The organism is Micromonospora sp. CPCC 205539 (genome assembly GCF_036906815.1).
Classification (GTDB): Bacteria; Actinomycetota; Actinomycetes; order Mycobacteriales; family Micromonosporaceae; genus Micromonospora.
Genome location: NZ_JBAKHW010000028.1, coordinates 43399 through 59886, shown reverse-complemented (window position 1 = coordinate 59886; position 16488 = coordinate 43399). Strand labels below are relative to the sequence as shown.

Here is a 16488-nt window from a genome sequence, read left to right as displayed (position 1 = left end):
TCCTACCGCTTCGGGCGGAGCGGTCGGAAGGTGGCGCGAATGTCCTCGATGACCGCTTCCGGGTTCTCCCACGCGGTGAAGTGGCCGCCGTGCTCGTGCGCCTTCAAATAGACCGGGTTGTACCAGCTCTTTTCGCGCGGGTCGTCGAGGAAGTGCTGGGCGCGCTGCTCGGTGGAGACGCCGGGCGGGTTCTCATACCCGAGGAAGGTGATGCCGGCCGGCGCCTCGATGATCGGGGTGCGGTCGTGCGACGGCTTCCACGGGTAGCGGTTGGCGTTCACGTAGGAACGGATCGAGCTGGTGATGGAGTTGGTGACCCACCAGATGGTCGCGTTGGTGATGAGGTGCTCGCGCGGAAAGACGCTCTCGACGTCGCCGTTCGACTCGCTCCACTTGGTCCACCGGCGCAGGATCCAGGAGAGCATCCCGACGGGCGAGTCGGCCAGGCCATAGGCGAGGTTCTGGTTGTCGAGGATGTGGACGGCGACATGGGAGGAGAAGCGCTGCTGCGCCTCGACGATCTCAGCTCGCAGAGAGTCGGGCACACCCTCGGGAACCTTCGCGCCGCCGGTGATGTCCCAGGCGCGGTCACCCTGGAAGATGTCGAGGTGGATGCGGTGGCTGAGCCAGACGCCGTAGAGCTCGTCGGCGTACTTGTGGCCGAGCTGGCCGGTGACGAGGGCGCCGTAGTCGGAGCCGGCTGCGGCGTACTTCTCGTAGCCGAGGTGCTCGGTCATGAGCTTGTGCCACAGCTCGGAGATCTTCCAGAAGTTCATGTCCGGCCGGTTCGTCGGAGTGGAGAAGGCGAAGCCCGACAGTGACGGCACAATGACGTCGAACGCGTCCGCCGGGTCACCGCCGTGGGCCGCCGGGTCGGTGAGCGGGCCGATGACCTTCGTCCACTCGCGGTAGCTCCACGGCCAACCGTGGGTCATGATCAGCGGGATGCGGTTCGGTCCCTTGCCCTCCTTGCGGATGAAGTGGATGGGCGAGCCGTCGATGGTGACCCGGTAGTTGTCCCACTCGTTGAGCGACTTCTCGGCCGCGCGCCAGTCGAACTCGTTCGCCCAGTAGTCGACGAGTTCCTTCATGTAGGCCTGGCTCGTGCCGTAGTAGTCGTCGCTCTCGTCGATGTCCGCAGGCCAGCGGGTGTCTCGCAGCCGGGCTTTCAGGTCGTCGATCGTCGCCTGTGGGATCGAGATGCGGAAGCGGTCCTTCTCGAGGTCGGTCATGGCGCTACTCCTTGGAGGATCAGTAGGTGAACTCGAACCGAGTCCGGGTCTGGGTGCGGGTGGCGATGAACCACCGGCCGTCGACCTTGCGGTAGGTGACGTGGTAATGGCCCCAGCCGCGCATCGTGCGAAATGGCGGGAGGGCGTCGCCGGGCTTCTGCTCGGGAATGGCGCTGTCACCCCGGAAGATGAGGTCCGCCATAGCCCAGACCGCCTTCGCGGTCGAAGCGGACTCGATCTCGATCTCATGCGTGAACAACTGGTGGATGGGCTGCACGTCGCCAGAGTTGCGCGTGTTGAGCTGGGTCGCGATGGCCTCGCGGCTGCCCATGTACGCGACCTCGTTGCCGTCGACGTCGAGAGGGCGGAACCAGCCGTCCTCGGCGAACAGGCCGGCGAGGTCGTCCCAGCGCTTCTCATCGGCGTAGCGGGCGTAGCGAGCCTCGAGGTCGCGAATATCCTCGATGGCGTTCAAGGTCGGCAGGTCTCTCATCGGTGTCGTCCCTTCCTGGGTCACGCGCGGTCAGGCGCTGAGGAGCTCACGAGCGAACTGTGCGTTGGTGTAGTCACGCCAGGCCGCGATCTTGCCGTCGTGGATCTCGTAGACGGCGAGGTTTGTGATCGGGGCAAGCTTCCTGCCGGGAAGTCCGAGCCCGTGGATTTGCTCGGCGATGACGAGGTCGCCGTTGACGGCCTGGTTGAGCGTCTCGAACTTGACCTGCGCGAAGTTGCCGAAGACGTTGGCCCACATGGTCACGAGGTTCGTACGGCCGCGCAGTTCGGGGTCTCCGTAGTTCTCGAAGACGATGTCGTCGGCGAAGTACTTCCCCAGCAGCTCTGCGTCCTTCTTCTCGAAGGTGTCGATGAACTCGCGGATGAGGGCGTCGTTACGCGTCTCGCGCTCACTCGGGTTGTCCGGCATGGTTCGTCCTTTCCTTGGGGTTGGTGTCAGAACGGGTTGTGCTGGTCGAGGAGTTCGGCAGCCTCCTGCTCCGGCGTCTCGTGTTCCGGCGCGACGTCGTCGGAGCTGAGCGCGGTCGGGATGACGAGGCAGGCGATCAGGCTGGCCAGCGCGGCGATCGTGAGTGCGGCGAACGCGATGGTGTATCCGCTCTCGGCGGGTACGCCGAGGACACCGGGGTGGCTTCCGAGGATGGTGGAGACCACGGCCGCGCCGAGTGCACCGCCGATGGTGCGGATGTTCGCGTTCATTCCAGCGGCGGCTCCGGTCTGGGTGACCGGGACCGAGTGCACGACGACAGCGGAGAGCGCGGAGAGCGCGACGCCGAAGCCAAGTCCGCCGATCGAGGTGGCCACGACGACCTCCCAAAGATGGTCGTGTGAGAAGGCTAGCCAGGCGAAACCGACGACGGGCGGGATCGCACCGATCACCAGCACCGTCTTGGGCCGCAGCAGGCGCATGAGAGGGCCGGCCAGAAGTCCCGTGGCGAGCATGGCGATGGTGATGGGGACGAACAGCAGGCCGGAGGCGGTGACGGAGGCGCCGAAGCCGTAGCCCGCCTGCCGAGGGATCTGAAAGAAGGTGGGGATGAAGCCCATCGTCGAGTAGAGGCCGACGCCGAACAGCAGCGAGGCGAGGTTCGCCGTCCAGACCGGCCGCATGCGGAACACGGCCATGTCGATCAGCGGAGTCCGCGAGCGCAGCTCGACGAGGACCCACAGCACGCCGAAGACGACCGCGCCAGCGAACAGGGCAAGCATGCTCGGTGCGAGCCAGCCGTGATCCGCGCCGAGGGACAGCGGCAGCAGCACGCACACCAGGGCGGCCGACAGCAGCGCGGCGGCGAGCCAGTTCACCGCGCCGGTGGCCCGCGCTCCACGGTCCGCAATGATCAGCCAGAGCAGGACGGCGATGACGCCATTGGCGATCGCGGGCAGCCAGAACAGCCAGGCGACGCCGAGCCCTTCGACGATCGGGCCGCAAACGAGCACGCCCAGCCCAGCGCCAACCGAACTCATGGCGGCCACGATGCCGACGGCAGACCCGACCCGCGGGGCAGGCGCAAGATCGCGGATCACACCGAAGGCCAGCGGGAGCACGGCGCCGCCGGCGCCCTGAAGCACCCGGCCGAGCACCATCACCGGCAGGTCCTGTGCGAGGGCGCTGACCACGCTGCCGACGACCAGCAGGCCGAGGGCGAACACGAGGAGCCGGCGCTTGCCGAAGCGGTCGCCGAGCTTGCCCAGGATGGGCGTGAGCAGGGCACTCGCGAGGAGATAGGACGTCAGCACCCAGCTCACCCCGAGCTGATCGGTGTGCAGACTCTGCCGCAGCGTGGCGAGCGCGGGATTCACCATCGACTGCACCAGCGAGTACGAGGCGGAGGTCACCGAGAGCATCACCAGCGCCAGGGTGAGCCCCTTGCCAGCCGGCGTCGGCGGCACAACATCACGGAGTCTTTTGGACTGCATGGTCCAACGGTAGGCCGAGATTATTGGACCGCCAAGTCCAATGCGAGATTTGTCTCGATCGCTTATAAGGAAGCGAGAGTCGCGTTCAGTTCATCTCCAACAGTGCTACCGGTCCAACTTTCACACCATCGTATAAGACTCCTGGTCCAGAACACTGGCCCAGCAATTGGTCCCCTATATGTCTGTCTCAACTGATATATAGCTTGGTGACCGATATCTTGCAGCGGTGGACACACCGTTGCGGAACCCACGTTCCTGATCCTGACCGCGCTGGCCGGCGGGCCGATTCACGGCTACGGCATCATCGGCGAGGTTGGCGTCCTCTCCGCGAACCGAGTGTCGTTGCGCCCCCCGGCACCCTCTACGGCGGGCTCGACCGGCTGGGCGACACCGGCCTGGTCGAGGTCGATCGAGAGGAGATGGTGGACGGTCGACTCCGCCGCTACTACCGCCTCTCCGCTGCTGGCGACGCCACCCTGACCGCCGAGACGGAACGACTGCGTCGCAATGTCGAGGTGGCTACGTCTCGGCTGCGTACCCGCGCCACCGCCAACCGTCCGGTCACGCCTCGCGTGTCAGGAGGGTTGGCATGAGCAAGCTGGAGCGCCGCTACACCGGCCGGGTCACCGCCGCTACCTCGACGACCCCGCGGGCGATCGCCGTTGACGGTAAGACCCTGCGCGGCTCCCGCACCCCCGCCACCGCCGCCCGACACGTGATGACCGCCTGCGACCAGTTGACCGGTGTGGTCCTGGCCAGCACCACCGTGGACGGCAAGACCAACGAGATCACCCGGTTCGCGCCGCTGCTCGACCAGATCAGCGACCTGCGCGGCACCGTGATCACCGCCGACGCCCTGCACTGCCAACGTCAGCACGTCACCTACCTCGCGCAACGCGGCGCCCACTGGATCCTGACCGTCAAAGGCAACCAGCCTCACCTACACACCCAGCTCACCGCACTGCCCTGGCGGGCCGTCCCCGACGCCACCCGCGACACCGACCGCGGACACGGCCGCCGCGAGATCCACAGCCTGAAGATCCTGACGATCTCCACCGGCATCGACTTCCCGAACGCCGCCCAAGCCATCCAGATCCGTCGTCGCAGGCGGCGCCTGGACCAACCGAAACGCTTCACCACCGAGACCGTCTACGCCATCACCGACCTCCGCGTCCACCAGGCGCAACCGGCACAACTGGCGGCGCGGATCCGCAACCACTGGTCGATCGAAAACAAGGTCCACTGGGTTCGCGACGTCACCTACGACGAAGACCGCAGCCAGATCCGCACCGGCACCGGACCCGAGGTCATGGCCGTCCTACGCAACGCCGCCATCGGCGCCCTCCGCCTGACCGGAGTCACCCACATCACCGCCGCCAACCGACATCACGCCCGCGACAGCACCCGCCCGCTGGCACTACTCGGCATCACCTGACAACTTTGCCGGGGCCCTGACCCGGCCCCACCAGCCACATCACGAACGGCGGCTGCCGTACTAGGACGTCGCGGTGCGGGACGGCCCTGGTGGCCGTCCCGCACGGTCCCGGTCGCGAACGATCATGTTCATGGTGTGTTCCGGCGGGTGTCATGTCGGGCGGTTGTGCTCATGGGAGCAACGGCAACACGGCCCGTTCCCCCCGGAAGGCAAACCAACATGCCGAAGTCCCCGTCGACGCTTCCGCGTCGGCACTTCCTTGCCCTGGGCGGTGTCGCGGCAGGAGCGACGCTCCTCGCCGCCGAGCCCGCCTCGGCGAGCGCCGCCGGCGCGAACGAGCACATCACCCTGCCCGGCTACGCGTTCACGCTCGGTGTCGCCTCCGGCGATCCGCTGCCGGACGGGGTCGTGCTGTGGACCCGCCTGGCACCGGACCCGCTCGCCCTCGACGGGCTGGGCGGCATGCCCGACCGTGCCGTCCAGGTGCGGTGGGAGGTGGCGGAGGACGAGCGGTTCCACCGGATCGTCCGACGGGGCGTCGAGCGCGCCACGGCCGACTGGGCGCACTCGGTGCACGCCGAGGTGCACGGCCTGCGGCCGGACCGCGTGTACTGGTACCGGTTCCGGGTGGCGGGCCAGGTCAGCCCGGTGGGCCGCACCCGTACGGCGCCGCGACCGGGGGCCGCGCTCACGTCGATGACCTTCGCGTTCGCGAGCTGCCAGGCGTACACCGACGGCTACTTCACCGCGTACGAGCACATGGCCCGTGAGGACCTGGACCTGGTCGTCCACCTGGGTGACTACATCTACGAGGGCGCTGGCGCCGGCACGATCGGCCGTCCGCACTTCCCGGCGGCCGAGACGTTCGGCCTGACCGACTACCGGGTCCGGTACTCGCAGTACAAGCTCGACCCGGCACTGCAGGCGGCGCACCAAGCCGCGCCCTGGGTGGTGGCCCCGGACGACCACGACGTGGAGAACAACTGGGCCGGCGACCACTCGCAGCCGGACACCGAGCCGGACCAGGACCCGGCCGTGTTCCGGCTCCGCCGCGCGGCCGCCTACCAGGCGTACTACGAGAACCTGCCGCTGCGTCGGTCGTCGATCCCGCGCGGCCCGGAGATGCAGGTCTACCGGCGCCTGGCGTTCGGCGACCTGCTGCAGCTCGACGTGCTCGACACGCGGCGCTTCCGGGACCAGCAGCTCACCGACCAGTCGCTGCGCTGGGACCCGAGCCGGCAGATCCTCGGCGCCCAGCAGGAGGCGTGGCTGTTGGCGGGCCTCGGGGCATCGCGCGCACGGTGGAACGTCCTCGGCAACCAGGTCTTCGCGATGGAGGCCGACCACACCGAGGGTCCGGCCGGGTCGTACAGCATGGACGGCTGGGACGGGTACGCGGCGGCGCGTCAGCGGCTCTTCGACGGCCTGGCGAAGCGCAACGTGGAGAACTTCCTCGTCGTCACCGGCGACGCGCACCGCAGCGTGGCCGCCGACCTCAAGCTCAACTTCGCCGACGCGACGTCGCGCACGATCGGCACCGAGTTCCTCGGCACCTCGATCAGCTCGGGCGGCAACGGGCAGGACATGGACGCGCTCGGCGTGACCTGGCTGGCCGAGAACCCGCACATGAAGTTCCACAACTCCCAGCGCGGCTACCAGGTGGTCCACCTCGGCCGCCGCGAGATGCACACCGACTACCGCGTCGTGCCGTTCGTCAACGTGCCGGGTGCCCCGGTCGCGACGCGGGCGAGCGTGTACGTGCAGCACGGCCGGGCCGGGATCGCGCACGTGTCGTCGTAGCGGACGCGGGGGCACTCCGTGCGGCCAGGCCGTGCGGAGTGCCCCGCGAGCGCGCCACCTGATGAGGGCGTTTAGGGCCGTTACCGCACCTCGGCGGGAGGCCACGGCCCATGCTGCACGGGGGCGGGAGCCGCGACGGGAGAGCGCGGACGGTGACGGCCCGCAGCAGGGTCCGAGCCCGGAGGGTCTGATCATGTCCAACGCCAGGCACGCCGACGGCGCGAAGGCAGGGTCCCCTTCCACCTCGGGAGCGGTGCGGGTCGCGTTCGCGTTCTGGATCACGCTCGTGGGCACCACCGTGCCGACCCCGCTCTACCCCCTCTACGAGCGCGAGTTCGGGTTCTCCTCGCTGACCGTGACCGTGGTCTACGCGTTGTACGCGCTGGGCGTCGTCGTCGGGTTGCTGGTCTTCGGGCGGCTCTCCGACCAGGTCGGCCGGCGCCCGGTCATCCTCGCCGCGCTCATCCTCTCCGTCGCCGCGGACGCGGTGTTCCTGGCCGCGGTGGACCTGGCGATGATCATCGTGGGTCGAGTGCTCGCCGGTCTCTCCGCCGCGCTCGTCATCGGAGCGGCGACCGCGGCGCTGGCAGGGTTGATCAGCCCCCAGCATCCGAGACGGGCCGCCACGGTGTCGATCTTCGCCAACCTGGGCGGTCTCGCCACCGGCACGCTGCTGGCCGGGATCGTGTCGGACGTGGCGCCCGACCCCCTGCGGCTGCCCTGGGCCATCGTGCTGATCCTGGCGGTGATCGCGATCATCGCGCTGCGCGGCGTGCCGGAGACGGTGCGGGAGCGTTCGCCGGCCACCCTGCGAGTGCAGCGGTTGCACGTACCGTCGACCATTCGTGGCGCCTTCATCCGCTCGGCGATCACCGGCGGCGCGGGCTTCGCCGCCCTCGGGGTGTTCACGTCGGTGAGTGGGTTGTTCCTCGGCACGGTCCTGCACGAGACCTCGCACACCCTGGCCGGGCTGGTGGTCTTCGTGGCGTTCACCGGTGCCGCGTTCGGTCAGCTGGTGACCCGTGTCCTGTCGTCGCGGCCCGCGTTGGCCTGCGCCTGCGTCGGCCTGATCGTCGGGGCCTGCCTGCTCGCGTACAGCATGTGGATGGCGGTGCTGGCGACGCTGATACTGAGTGCGGCGATCATCGGTCTCGCGGCCGGAGCGGCGGTCGGCGACGGCATCGCGACGATCACGACGAAGACCGCGCCGCAGCACCAGGCCGAGGCGGTGTCGACCTTCTTCGCCATCCTGTTCGCGATGCTCGGCGTGCCCGCCGTCGGGGTCGGCCTGCTGATCCAGTGGATCGGTCTGCGGCACGCCGGTGAGGTCTTCAGCGCGGTCGTGGCGGTGCTCGCGCTGGTCGTCCTGCTCAGTCTGTTTCACGGCGGTGCCCGTAGCGAGGCGCGAACCGCCGGCTGAGCGGGCCGGGTTTGTCCACGTTGCCCGGTCGTGAGCGGCATTCAGGGAGGTCTTGCGGCCATCATCGTATACAACATACGCTCCCCGAATCGCCCACTCGAGGAGCTCCCCATGACGAACCTCTCCGTCAGCGAAACGAGCCTGCCCCGGCGTCGTCCACTCCGGGCTGCCGTGGCGGCGATCGCAGTTGCCTGCGCGGTCGTTGCCTGCTCACCGGTCTCCGACAGCGGGGGCGACACCCCGTCGGGCGACAACCAGTCGGCAAGCCAGGATTCCTTCGGTACGCCGGCCGACCCGGCCGCCGTGAAGCAGGGCGGCAAGCTGGTCATCGCCCTCTCCGCGGAGCCCGACGCGCTGGACCCGACGCTCTCGCGCAGTCTCTACTCCCGCTACGTCTTCCAGGCGATGTGCCAGAAGCTCTACGACGTGAACGAGCAGGCGCAGGTCGTACCCCAGCTCGCGACCGCGCTGCCCACGACGAGCGGCGACGGCCGGACGGTGACCATCCCGTTGCGCTCGGACGCGCGCTTCGCGGACGGCACGCCGTTCGACTCCGCCGCGGTGAAGGCCACCCTGCAGCGACACCTGACCAACGGCCGGTCGGCGCGCAAGAGCGAACTCGGTCCCATCGACGGCGTCGACACCCCGGACGCGCACACCGTCGTCCTCCGGCTGAAGCAGCCGTTCGCGCCCCTGCTCGGCGCCCTGGCCGACCGGGCCGGCATGATCATGAGCGCCACGGCGCTGCGGACCCGGGGCGACGACTTCGCCTCGGCCCCGGTCTGCGTCGGCCCCTTCAAGTTCGACAAGCGGGTGCCGCAGAACTCCATCGACGTCGTGAAGGACCCCAACTACTACGAGGCCAGCAAGGTCCACCTCGACGCGATCTCGTGGCGCATCCTCAGCGACGCCAGCATCCGCTCGGCCAACCTGCGCTCCGGCGACGCCCAGGTCGCCGACACCATCTCCACGCAGGATGTGGCCTCGCTGCGGCAGGACGCCTCGGTCGCCGTCCTCCAGTCGCAGTCCCTCGGATACCAGGGCCTCACGTTCAACATCGGCAACGTCGACGGGGTCCGCAGCGCGCCCAAGCCGATCAACCGCCCCATCGCGCAGAACGCCAAGGTGCGGCAGGCGTTCGAGCATGCGATCGACCGGAAGGCACTGGTCGGCGCGGTCTTCAACGGCCTGCACGCCGTTGCCTGCTCACCCATCTCGCCCGCGAGCCCGTTCTCGACTCCCGAGGCCCAGACCTGCCCGGCGCACGACCCCGCCAAGGCCAAGCAACTGCTCACCGAGGCGGGCGTGCAGACGCCGTACCCGGTGGCGATGCTCGCGTCGAACACGCCCGACTCGTTGCGACTCGCGCAGGCGCTGCAGTCCATGGTCAAGGACGGCGGCTTCGACCTGAAGATCAACCCAGTCGAGTACTCGTCCCTCCTCGACGAGCAGGACCGGGGCAACTTCGAGATGTTGCAGCTCGGCTGGAGTGGACGGATCGACCCCGACGCCAACCTCACGAACTTCGTCGGCACCGGTGCGAGCCAGAACGTCTCCGGCTACAGCAACCCGCAGCTCGACGCCCTGCTGACCCAGGCCCGGCAGGTCGCTGACACCGAGGAGCGCAAGAAGCTGTACGGGCAGGTCGTCACGCTGCTGCAGCAGGACGACGCGCTGATCTACCTCTACCGGCAGCGCAACCTGACCGGCGTGAGCAAGCAGGTCCAGGGCCTGCAGGTCTTCCCGGACGGCGTGATCCGCGCGGCCTTCGCCGGCTTCACCAAGTAGGTCGCCGTGGCCCGATATCTCCTCACCCGCGCCTGGCAGTCGGCACTGACCCTGCTGCTGTCGACGATCGTGGTGTTCTTCGGCGTACGGGCACTCCCCGGCGATCCGGCTCTCGCGCTGGCCGGGGAGGACCGGTCCCCGGAGGCCCTCGACGCCATCCGTCGGCACTACGGGCTGGACCAGTCGTTGCCGGTGCAGTTCGCGCAGTACGTGGAACGCATGGCGCAGGGCGACTTCGGGGTGTCGATCCGCACCGGAACGCCGGTCTCCTCGATGCTCACGACCGCCCTGCCGGTGACCGCCGAGCTGGCCGTCCTGGCGATCCTCCTCGCCACGGCGCTCGGCGTCGGCGCCGGCGTGCTCGCGGCGGTCCGCCGTGGCCGCCCGGCGGAGTGGCTGGCCAACGGACTGGCCCTGATCGGCCTGTCCGTGCCGCACTTCTGGCTCGGACTGCTCGCGATCCTCTACCTGTCCGTGGCGACCGGGCTGTTCCCCGCCTCCGGCTTCGTGCCGATCCTCGAGGACCCGGTGGACAACCTGCACCACATCGTCCTGCCTGCGGTGATCCTCGGGACCGGCCTCGCCGCCATCATCATGCGACAGACCCGTTCGGCGATGTTGGACTCGCTCTCCTCCGACTACGTCCGGACGGCGAAGGCGAAGGGCCTCCGGCCGCGCGCCGTCATCACCCAGCACGCCCTGCGCAACAGCCTCATCGTGGTGGTGACCGTGGTGGGCCTCCAACTCGGCGGCCTCATCTCGGGCGCGGTCGTCACCGAGCAGATCTTCGGGCTGCCCGGCTTCGGAAAGATGACCATCGACGCGGTGTTCCAGCGGGACTACCCGGTGATCCAGGCTGTCGTGCTGCTCACCGCGACGGCCTACATCGTGATCAACTTCCTCGTGGACCTGCTCTACTCGGTCATCGACCCCCGTATCCGGGTGACGGGAGATCCGGCATGACCGTCCTGACCGTACCCATGGCGGACGCGGGTCCTGCCGACGTCACCCGGCGGACCCGCGTCCTGCGGCGGCTACGCCGCAACCCGCTCGCCGTCGTGAGCTTCGTCGTGCTCGCGCTCGTGGCCGTCCTCGCGCTGCTCTCGCCATGGATCGCCCCCTACTCCGTCGACCAGACCGATTTCGCCCGTACGTTCGCACCCCCCGGCACCCCCGGCCACGTGCTCGGCACGGACGACCTGGGCCGGGACGTCCTGTCCCGGATCATGCTCGGGGCGCGGGCATCGCTCCAGGTGGGGATCCTGGCGGTGGCCACCTCGTTGGTCATCGGTGTGCCGCTCGGGCTCGCCGCCGGCTACTTCCGAGCCTGGGACGCGGTGATCTCGCGGTTCACCGACCTGCTGCTCGCGTTTCCGTTTCTGATCATGGCGGTGGGGCTGGCCGCCATCCGGGGTGCCAGCCTCGGCAACGCCGCGGTGGCCATCGGGATCGCCCAGATCCCCGGGGTGATCCGGGTGGTGCGCTCGGACACGCTCCGACTCAAGTCGTTGGACTTCGTCGCCGCGGCCGTCGTGGACGGTGCGAGTGACCTCTGGGTGCTGGCCAAGCACATCCTGCCCAACGCGACGTCGGTGATCCTGGTGCAGGCCACGGTCGCCATCCCGGCCGCGATCCTCGGCGAGGCGGTGCTCTCGTTCCTCGGCCTCGGCATCCAACCTCCGGCGCCCAGCCTGGGCACCATGCTGGCCACCGCCCAGCAGTTCGCCGCCCGCGCCCCGTGGGCGGCGGTCCTCCCCGGCGTCGTGATCATGGGGCTGGCGTTGGCGTTCAACGTCTTCGGAGACGCCCTCCGCGACGCCCTCGACCCGAAGGGAGACCGGCGATGACCACGGTCGAACGGGCGGGGACCGCCGCCGCGGTCGACACACCCGTCCTGGCGGTCCGCGACCTGTCGGTCTCGTTTCCGACCGAGACCGGGACCGTGTCGGCGGTCGACCGCGCGCACCTGGATCTCGCGGCCGGAGAGATCGTCGGCATGGTGGGCGAGTCCGGCTGCGGGAAGAGCGTCACCGCGATGAGCATCGCGGGCCTGCTGCCCGGCAGCGCCCGGATCTCCGGCTCGGTACGGCTGAACGGCGCCGAGCTGGTCGGCGCCCGGGAGTCGGTGCTCCGTCGGGTACGCGGCAAGGAGATCGCGTACATCTTCCAGGAGCCGATGACGTCCTTGAACCCCGTGCTCACGGTCGGGCGGCAGATCGGCGAGGTGCTCCAGGTCCACGAACGGATGTCCCGGCGGGCCGCCCGGGCACGCGCCGTCGAGTTGCTGACGCTCGTCGGGATCCCGTCCGCCGCGAAACGCGTCGACACGTACCCGCATCAGCTCTCCGGTGGCATGCGCCAGCGGGTGATGATCGCGATGGCGGTGGCCTGCGGGCCGAAGGTGCTGGTGGCCGACGAGCCGACCACCGCGCTGGACGTCACCGTCCAGGCCGGCATCCTCCAGGTGCTCCGGGACCTGCGCGACCGGCTCGGCACGAGCATCCTCGTCATCACGCACGACCTCGGCGTGATCGCCGACATCGCCGACCGGGTCGTCGTCATGTACGCCGGGCGAGTGGTCGAGCGGGCACCGGTCACCGACCTGTTCGCGCACCCGCGTCACCACTACACCGCCGGGCTCCTGGCGGCGTCGCCGACGCCCGGCCGGCACGCCGGCACCGAGCGGCTGCAGGAGATCCCCGGTCTGGTGCCCGTCCTGTCGACCCAGCCCGACGCGTGCACCTTCGCGGACCGCTGCCCGGCCGCCGACACGCGGTGCCGCGACTCCGAACCGCCCCTGGAGGCGGCGAGGGTCGGCGCGACGGAACACCTCGCGGCGTGCTGGCACCCGACGCACATTCAGGAGGCGAACCGATGACGGCGCAGCCGAACGCCCTGGAGATCGAGGACCTGGTGCTGCACTACGGCCCGGTACGCGCGGTGGACGGCGTGTCCCTCACGATCGGGCCAGGCCGGGTCACCGCACTGGTGGGGGAGAGCGGCTCCGGAAAGTCGACCGTGGGCCGGTGCGTGGTGCGGCTGGTGAAACCGACCGCGGGAGTGGTGCGGATCGCCGGAACCGACGTCACGCACCTGTCCCGGCGACAGCTCCGCCCGCACCGAAGCGCGGTGTCGATCGTCTTCCAGGACCCGGCCGCCTCACTGGACCCGCGCATGTTGGTGGGCGAGGTGGTGGCCGAGCCCCTACGGCTGTCCGGCCGGATGCCGCGCCGCGAGCGGGAGGCCCGGGTCGCCTCCGAACTCGAACGGGTCGGCCTGCGCGCCGAGGTGGCGCGCCGGTACCCCCACGAGCTCTCCGGCGGCCAACGCCAGCGGGTCAGCATCGCCCGCGCCCTGATCTCCGAGCCCCGGTTGCTCATCGCGGACGAACCCACGAGCGCCCTCGACGTGTCCGTGCAGGCATCGGTGCTCAACCTCCTCGCGGACCTGCAACGCGACATCGGGTTCGCCTGCCTCTTCATCACCCACGACCTGTCGGCGGTGGAGTACCTGGCCGACGACATCGCCGTCATGTACCTCGGCCAACTCGTCGAGAAGGGCTCCCGCGAGCGGATCTTCGCCCGCCCCGCCCACCCCTACACGCAGGCGCTGCTGGCGGCCGCGCCGGTCGCCGACCCGGTCCGGCAACGGCAACGGCAGCCGGTGCTGCTCGGCGACGACCTGCCGTCCGCGCTGGATCCGCCGTCCGGTTGCCGGTTCCGCACCCGGTGCCCGCTCGCGTTCGACCGGTGCGCGAGCGAGGTGCCGGCGCAGGTGGCGGTCGGCGACGGCATGGCCGCCTGCCACCTGGTCCAGCCGGACGGCACCCGGCCCGATGTCCGGGCCGCTGACACGAGTGAGGTGTTGCCATGACGTTCACGACCCGACCGACCCTCCAGGGCACCTTCGGCATGGTGTCCTCGACACACTGGCTCGCCAGCCAGGCCGCGATGGGGATCCTCGAACGCGGTGGCAACGCCTTCGACGCCGCCGTCACCGCCGGGTTCGTCCTGCACGTCGTCGAACCGCACCTCAACGGGCCCGGCGGCGAGGTGCCGGCCATCGTGGCGACGGCCCAGGACCCGGCCCCGAAGGTGCTCTGCGGGCAGGGTCCGGCGCCGGCCGGCGCGACGATCGCGCACTTCCGGTCCCTCGGGATGGACCTCATCCCCGGCGCCGGCCCGCTCGCGGCGGCGGTGCCCGGCGCCGTGGACGCCTGGCTCCTGCTGCTACGCGACCACGGCACCCTCACCCTCGATGCGGTGCTGGAGCCGGCCATCGGCTACGCCGCCGCCGGCCACCCGCTGATCGGCAGGGTCGGTGACACCGTGGCGGCCGTCCGGTCACTGTTCGAGGAGCACTGGCCGACCTCCGCGGCCCTCTGGCTGCGGAACGGCAAGCCGCCGGCCGCGGGGGAGCTGTTCGCCAACCCGGTGTACGCGCGCACCCTGCGCCGGCTGGTCGAGGCCGGGCAGGCGGCGGGAGCCGACCGGGAGGGACAGATCGAGGCCGCGCGTCGCGCCTGGAGTACGGGCTTCGTCGCCGACGCGATCGACCGGTTCAGCCGCCAGCCGTTCCAGGACTCCAGTGGCCGCCCCCACGCCGGTCTGGTCACCGGTGCCGACCTGGCGGCGTACTCGGCGACCTGGGAGGACCCGGTCACCCTCGACTGGCACGGCTACTCGGTGGCGAAGACCGGCTTCTGGGGCCAGGGCCCGCTGCTGCTGCAGGCACTGTCCACCCTGGACGCACTCGACGACCCCACCGCGTACGACCCGGGCACCCCGGTCGGCGTGCACGCCCAGGTCGAGGCGCTCAAACTCGCCTTCGCCGACCGGGAGGCCTGGTACGGCGACGACGCCGACGTGCCCGCCAAGGCGCTGCTCTCCCGGGAGTACGCGCGGGAGCGGGCCGCCCTGATCGGTGCCCACGCGTCAGCGGAGCTGCGGCCGGGGCGACCCGACGGAGTGGAGCCGCGCCTCCCGGCCCACGTCCGACCGGGCACCGGACGGCGGACCGATCCGACGGATCCCACGACGGGTGAGCCGACCGTGCAGTCGAACGGGGTGACCCGCGGCGACACGTGCCACGTGGACGTGGTCGACCGCTGGGGCAACATGATCTCCGCTACCCCGAGCGGCGGATGGCTGCAGAGTTCGCCCACCATCCCGGAGCTGGGCTTCCCGCTGGGCAGCCGACTCCAGATGTTCTGGTTGGAGGAGGGGCTCGCCTCGTCATTGGCCCCCGGCCGCCGACCGCGCACGACGCTCAGCCCGACGATGGTGCACCGCGACGGGGAGCCGGTCCTGGCGTGCGGCACACCCGGCGGCGACCAGCAGGACCAGTGGCAGTTGCCGTTCCTGCTCCGGCACCTCGTCGCCGGCCAGCCCCTGCAGGAGGCCATCGACGCGCCAGCCTGGCACACCCTCAGCCTGCCGGGGTCCTTCTACCCCCGCGCCATGGAGCCCGGCGTCCTCGTGGTGGAGGACCGGCTCGACGACGACGTGCTGGCGGCGCTGCGGGCGTACGGGCACGACGTGCGGCTCTCCGACGCCTGGAGCCTCGGCCGGCTCTGCGCCGTGACCCGTGACCCGGAGACCGGCGTGCTCGCGGCCGGGGCGAACCCGCGGGGCATGCAGGGCTACGCGTGCGGCCGTTAGCGGGTCGCGTAACCGCCCTCGGCGTTCTCGTACGCCGCCGCCGAGGCCGCGTCGAGATGGTCGAGCGCGGCCCGCTCGGCGCGGTCCCCGTCACCTGACTCGATGGCGTCGACGAGCTGGATGTGCTCGGCCCACGAGTGCGGTGCGCGTTCGGCCGCGCCGAGCCGGAACACCCACTGGACATGGAGGTACAGCGCCTTGGCGATCGACGACAGCCAGGGATTTCCACTGATCTGGAGGATCCGCAGGTGCAGGGCGCTGTTCAACTCGGCGACCCGGCGTAGGTCCTGCCGTTGCGTCGCCTCGCGGCCCTGGTCGAGCAGGGCACGCAGGGCGGCCACGTCCGCCGCCGTCGCCCGCTCGGCCGCCAGCCGGGCGGCCAGCGCCTCCAGACGCTCGCGGACGACGAACATGTCCGAGATGGTGCCGCTGCTGGGCGAGGCGACGACGGCCCCACGCCGGGGCAGGATCACGACGAAGCCCTCGGCCTCCGCCACGCGCAGCGCCTCCCGGACCGGGTTGCGGGAGACACCGAAGTCCTCGGCCAACCGGTCCTCGGTCAGCCGCTCCCCGGGAAGGTAGTCGCCGTCGATGATGGCGGTGCGCAGTGCGGCGAGGACCTGATCGCGTAGCGGTAGGTGTTGAACGCCGAGCTTGTCCCGCAGGTCTTCAGCCAACCCGATCGCCTCTCCGTGAAATCTCCGGGCGAAGCGTATACGA

At 70.2% G+C, this 16488-nt stretch carries 14 protein-coding genes and 1 pseudogene; 10 read left to right on the top strand and 5 right to left on the bottom strand.

Annotated elements, in window-relative coordinates; genetic code table 11:
- Positions 1–2: 2 nt before the first annotated feature.
- The 4 genes from V6V47_RS23065 to V6V47_RS23050 are packed head-to-tail and all read right to left on the bottom strand — an operon-like array spanning position 3 to position 3665.
- Positions 3–1232 (bottom strand): epoxide hydrolase family protein, encoded by a 1230-nt coding sequence (locus V6V47_RS23065; protein ID WP_334630398.1) that lies wholly within the window; start codon positions 1230–1232, stop codon positions 3–5.
- 19 nt (positions 1233–1251) lie between these two features.
- Positions 1252–1725 carry a nuclear transport factor 2 family protein gene (locus V6V47_RS23060; RefSeq protein ID WP_334630397.1) on the bottom strand — a complete coding sequence of 158 codons (474 nt, stop codon included), beginning with the start codon at positions 1723–1725 and terminating at the stop codon, positions 1252–1254.
- A 30-nt stretch (positions 1726–1755) separates the two neighbouring features.
- The gene (locus tag V6V47_RS23055; protein ID WP_334630396.1) at positions 1756–2154 is read right to left on the bottom strand and encodes a nuclear transport factor 2 family protein; all 399 of its coding nucleotides are present in this window, start codon (positions 2152–2154) and stop codon (positions 1756–1758) included.
- 26 nt (positions 2155–2180) lie between these two features.
- Positions 2181–3665: an MFS transporter gene (locus tag V6V47_RS23050; protein WP_334630395.1), complete on the bottom strand. Its 1485-nt coding sequence runs from the start codon at positions 3663–3665 to the stop codon at positions 2181–2183.
- A gap of 213 nt (positions 3666–3878) precedes the next feature.
- Here V6V47_RS23050 and V6V47_RS23045 point away from each other — a divergent pair.
- The 10 genes and pseudogenes from V6V47_RS23045 to V6V47_RS23000 all read left to right on the top strand — a co-directional run bounded on the left by V6V47_RS23045 (position 3879) and on the right by V6V47_RS23000 (position 15768).
- Positions 3879–4258, top strand: a pseudogene (locus tag V6V47_RS23045) (PadR family transcriptional regulator).
- A complete protein-coding gene (locus V6V47_RS23040) occupies positions 4255–5100 on the top strand; it encodes an ISAs1 family transposase (protein WP_334630393.1) in 846 nt (281 codons plus the stop codon). The pseudogene V6V47_RS23045 and the gene V6V47_RS23040 overlap by 4 nt, the downstream one beginning before the upstream one ends.
- Positions 5101–5319: 219 nt before the next feature.
- Complete coding sequence (locus tag V6V47_RS23035; protein WP_334630391.1) at positions 5320–6900, top strand: alkaline phosphatase D family protein; 1581 nt, start codon at positions 5320–5322, stop codon at positions 6898–6900.
- A gap of 193 nt (positions 6901–7093) precedes the next feature.
- Positions 7094–8320: an MFS transporter gene (locus V6V47_RS23030; protein WP_334630390.1), complete on the top strand. Its 1227-nt coding sequence runs from the start codon at positions 7094–7096 to the stop codon at positions 8318–8320.
- 111 nt (positions 8321–8431) lie between these two features.
- Positions 8432–10108 carry an ABC transporter substrate-binding protein gene (locus tag V6V47_RS23025; protein ID WP_334630389.1) on the top strand — a complete coding sequence of 559 codons (1677 nt, stop codon included), beginning with the start codon at positions 8432–8434 and terminating at the stop codon, positions 10106–10108.
- A gap of 6 nt (positions 10109–10114) precedes the next feature.
- Positions 10115–11071, top strand: coding sequence for an ABC transporter permease (locus V6V47_RS23020; protein ID WP_334630388.1), 957 nt, complete (start codon positions 10115–10117; stop codon positions 11069–11071).
- Complete coding sequence (locus V6V47_RS23015) at positions 11068–11955, top strand: ABC transporter permease (RefSeq protein ID WP_334630387.1); 888 nt, start codon at positions 11068–11070, stop codon at positions 11953–11955. Before V6V47_RS23020 ends, V6V47_RS23015 begins: the two co-directional genes overlap by 4 nt.
- Positions 11952–12986, top strand: coding sequence for an ABC transporter ATP-binding protein (locus tag V6V47_RS23010; RefSeq protein ID WP_334630386.1), 1035 nt, complete (start codon positions 11952–11954; stop codon positions 12984–12986). Before V6V47_RS23015 ends, V6V47_RS23010 begins: the two co-directional genes overlap by 4 nt.
- The gene (locus V6V47_RS23005; protein ID WP_334630385.1) at positions 12983–13981 is read left to right on the top strand and encodes an ABC transporter ATP-binding protein; all 999 of its coding nucleotides are present in this window, start codon (positions 12983–12985) and stop codon (positions 13979–13981) included. The genes V6V47_RS23010 and V6V47_RS23005 overlap by 4 nt, the downstream gene beginning before the upstream one ends.
- Positions 13978–15768 (top strand): gamma-glutamyltransferase family protein, encoded by a 1791-nt coding sequence (locus tag V6V47_RS23000; RefSeq protein WP_334630384.1) that lies wholly within the window; start codon positions 13978–13980, stop codon positions 15766–15768. The genes V6V47_RS23005 and V6V47_RS23000 overlap by 4 nt, the downstream gene beginning before the upstream one ends.
- Here V6V47_RS23000 and V6V47_RS22995 read toward each other — a convergent pair.
- Positions 15765–16445 carry a GntR family transcriptional regulator gene (locus tag V6V47_RS22995; RefSeq protein ID WP_334630383.1) on the bottom strand — a complete coding sequence of 227 codons (681 nt, stop codon included), beginning with the start codon at positions 16443–16445 and terminating at the stop codon, positions 15765–15767. The genes V6V47_RS23000 and V6V47_RS22995 overlap by 4 nt on opposite strands.
- Positions 16446–16488 lie beyond the last annotated feature (43 nt).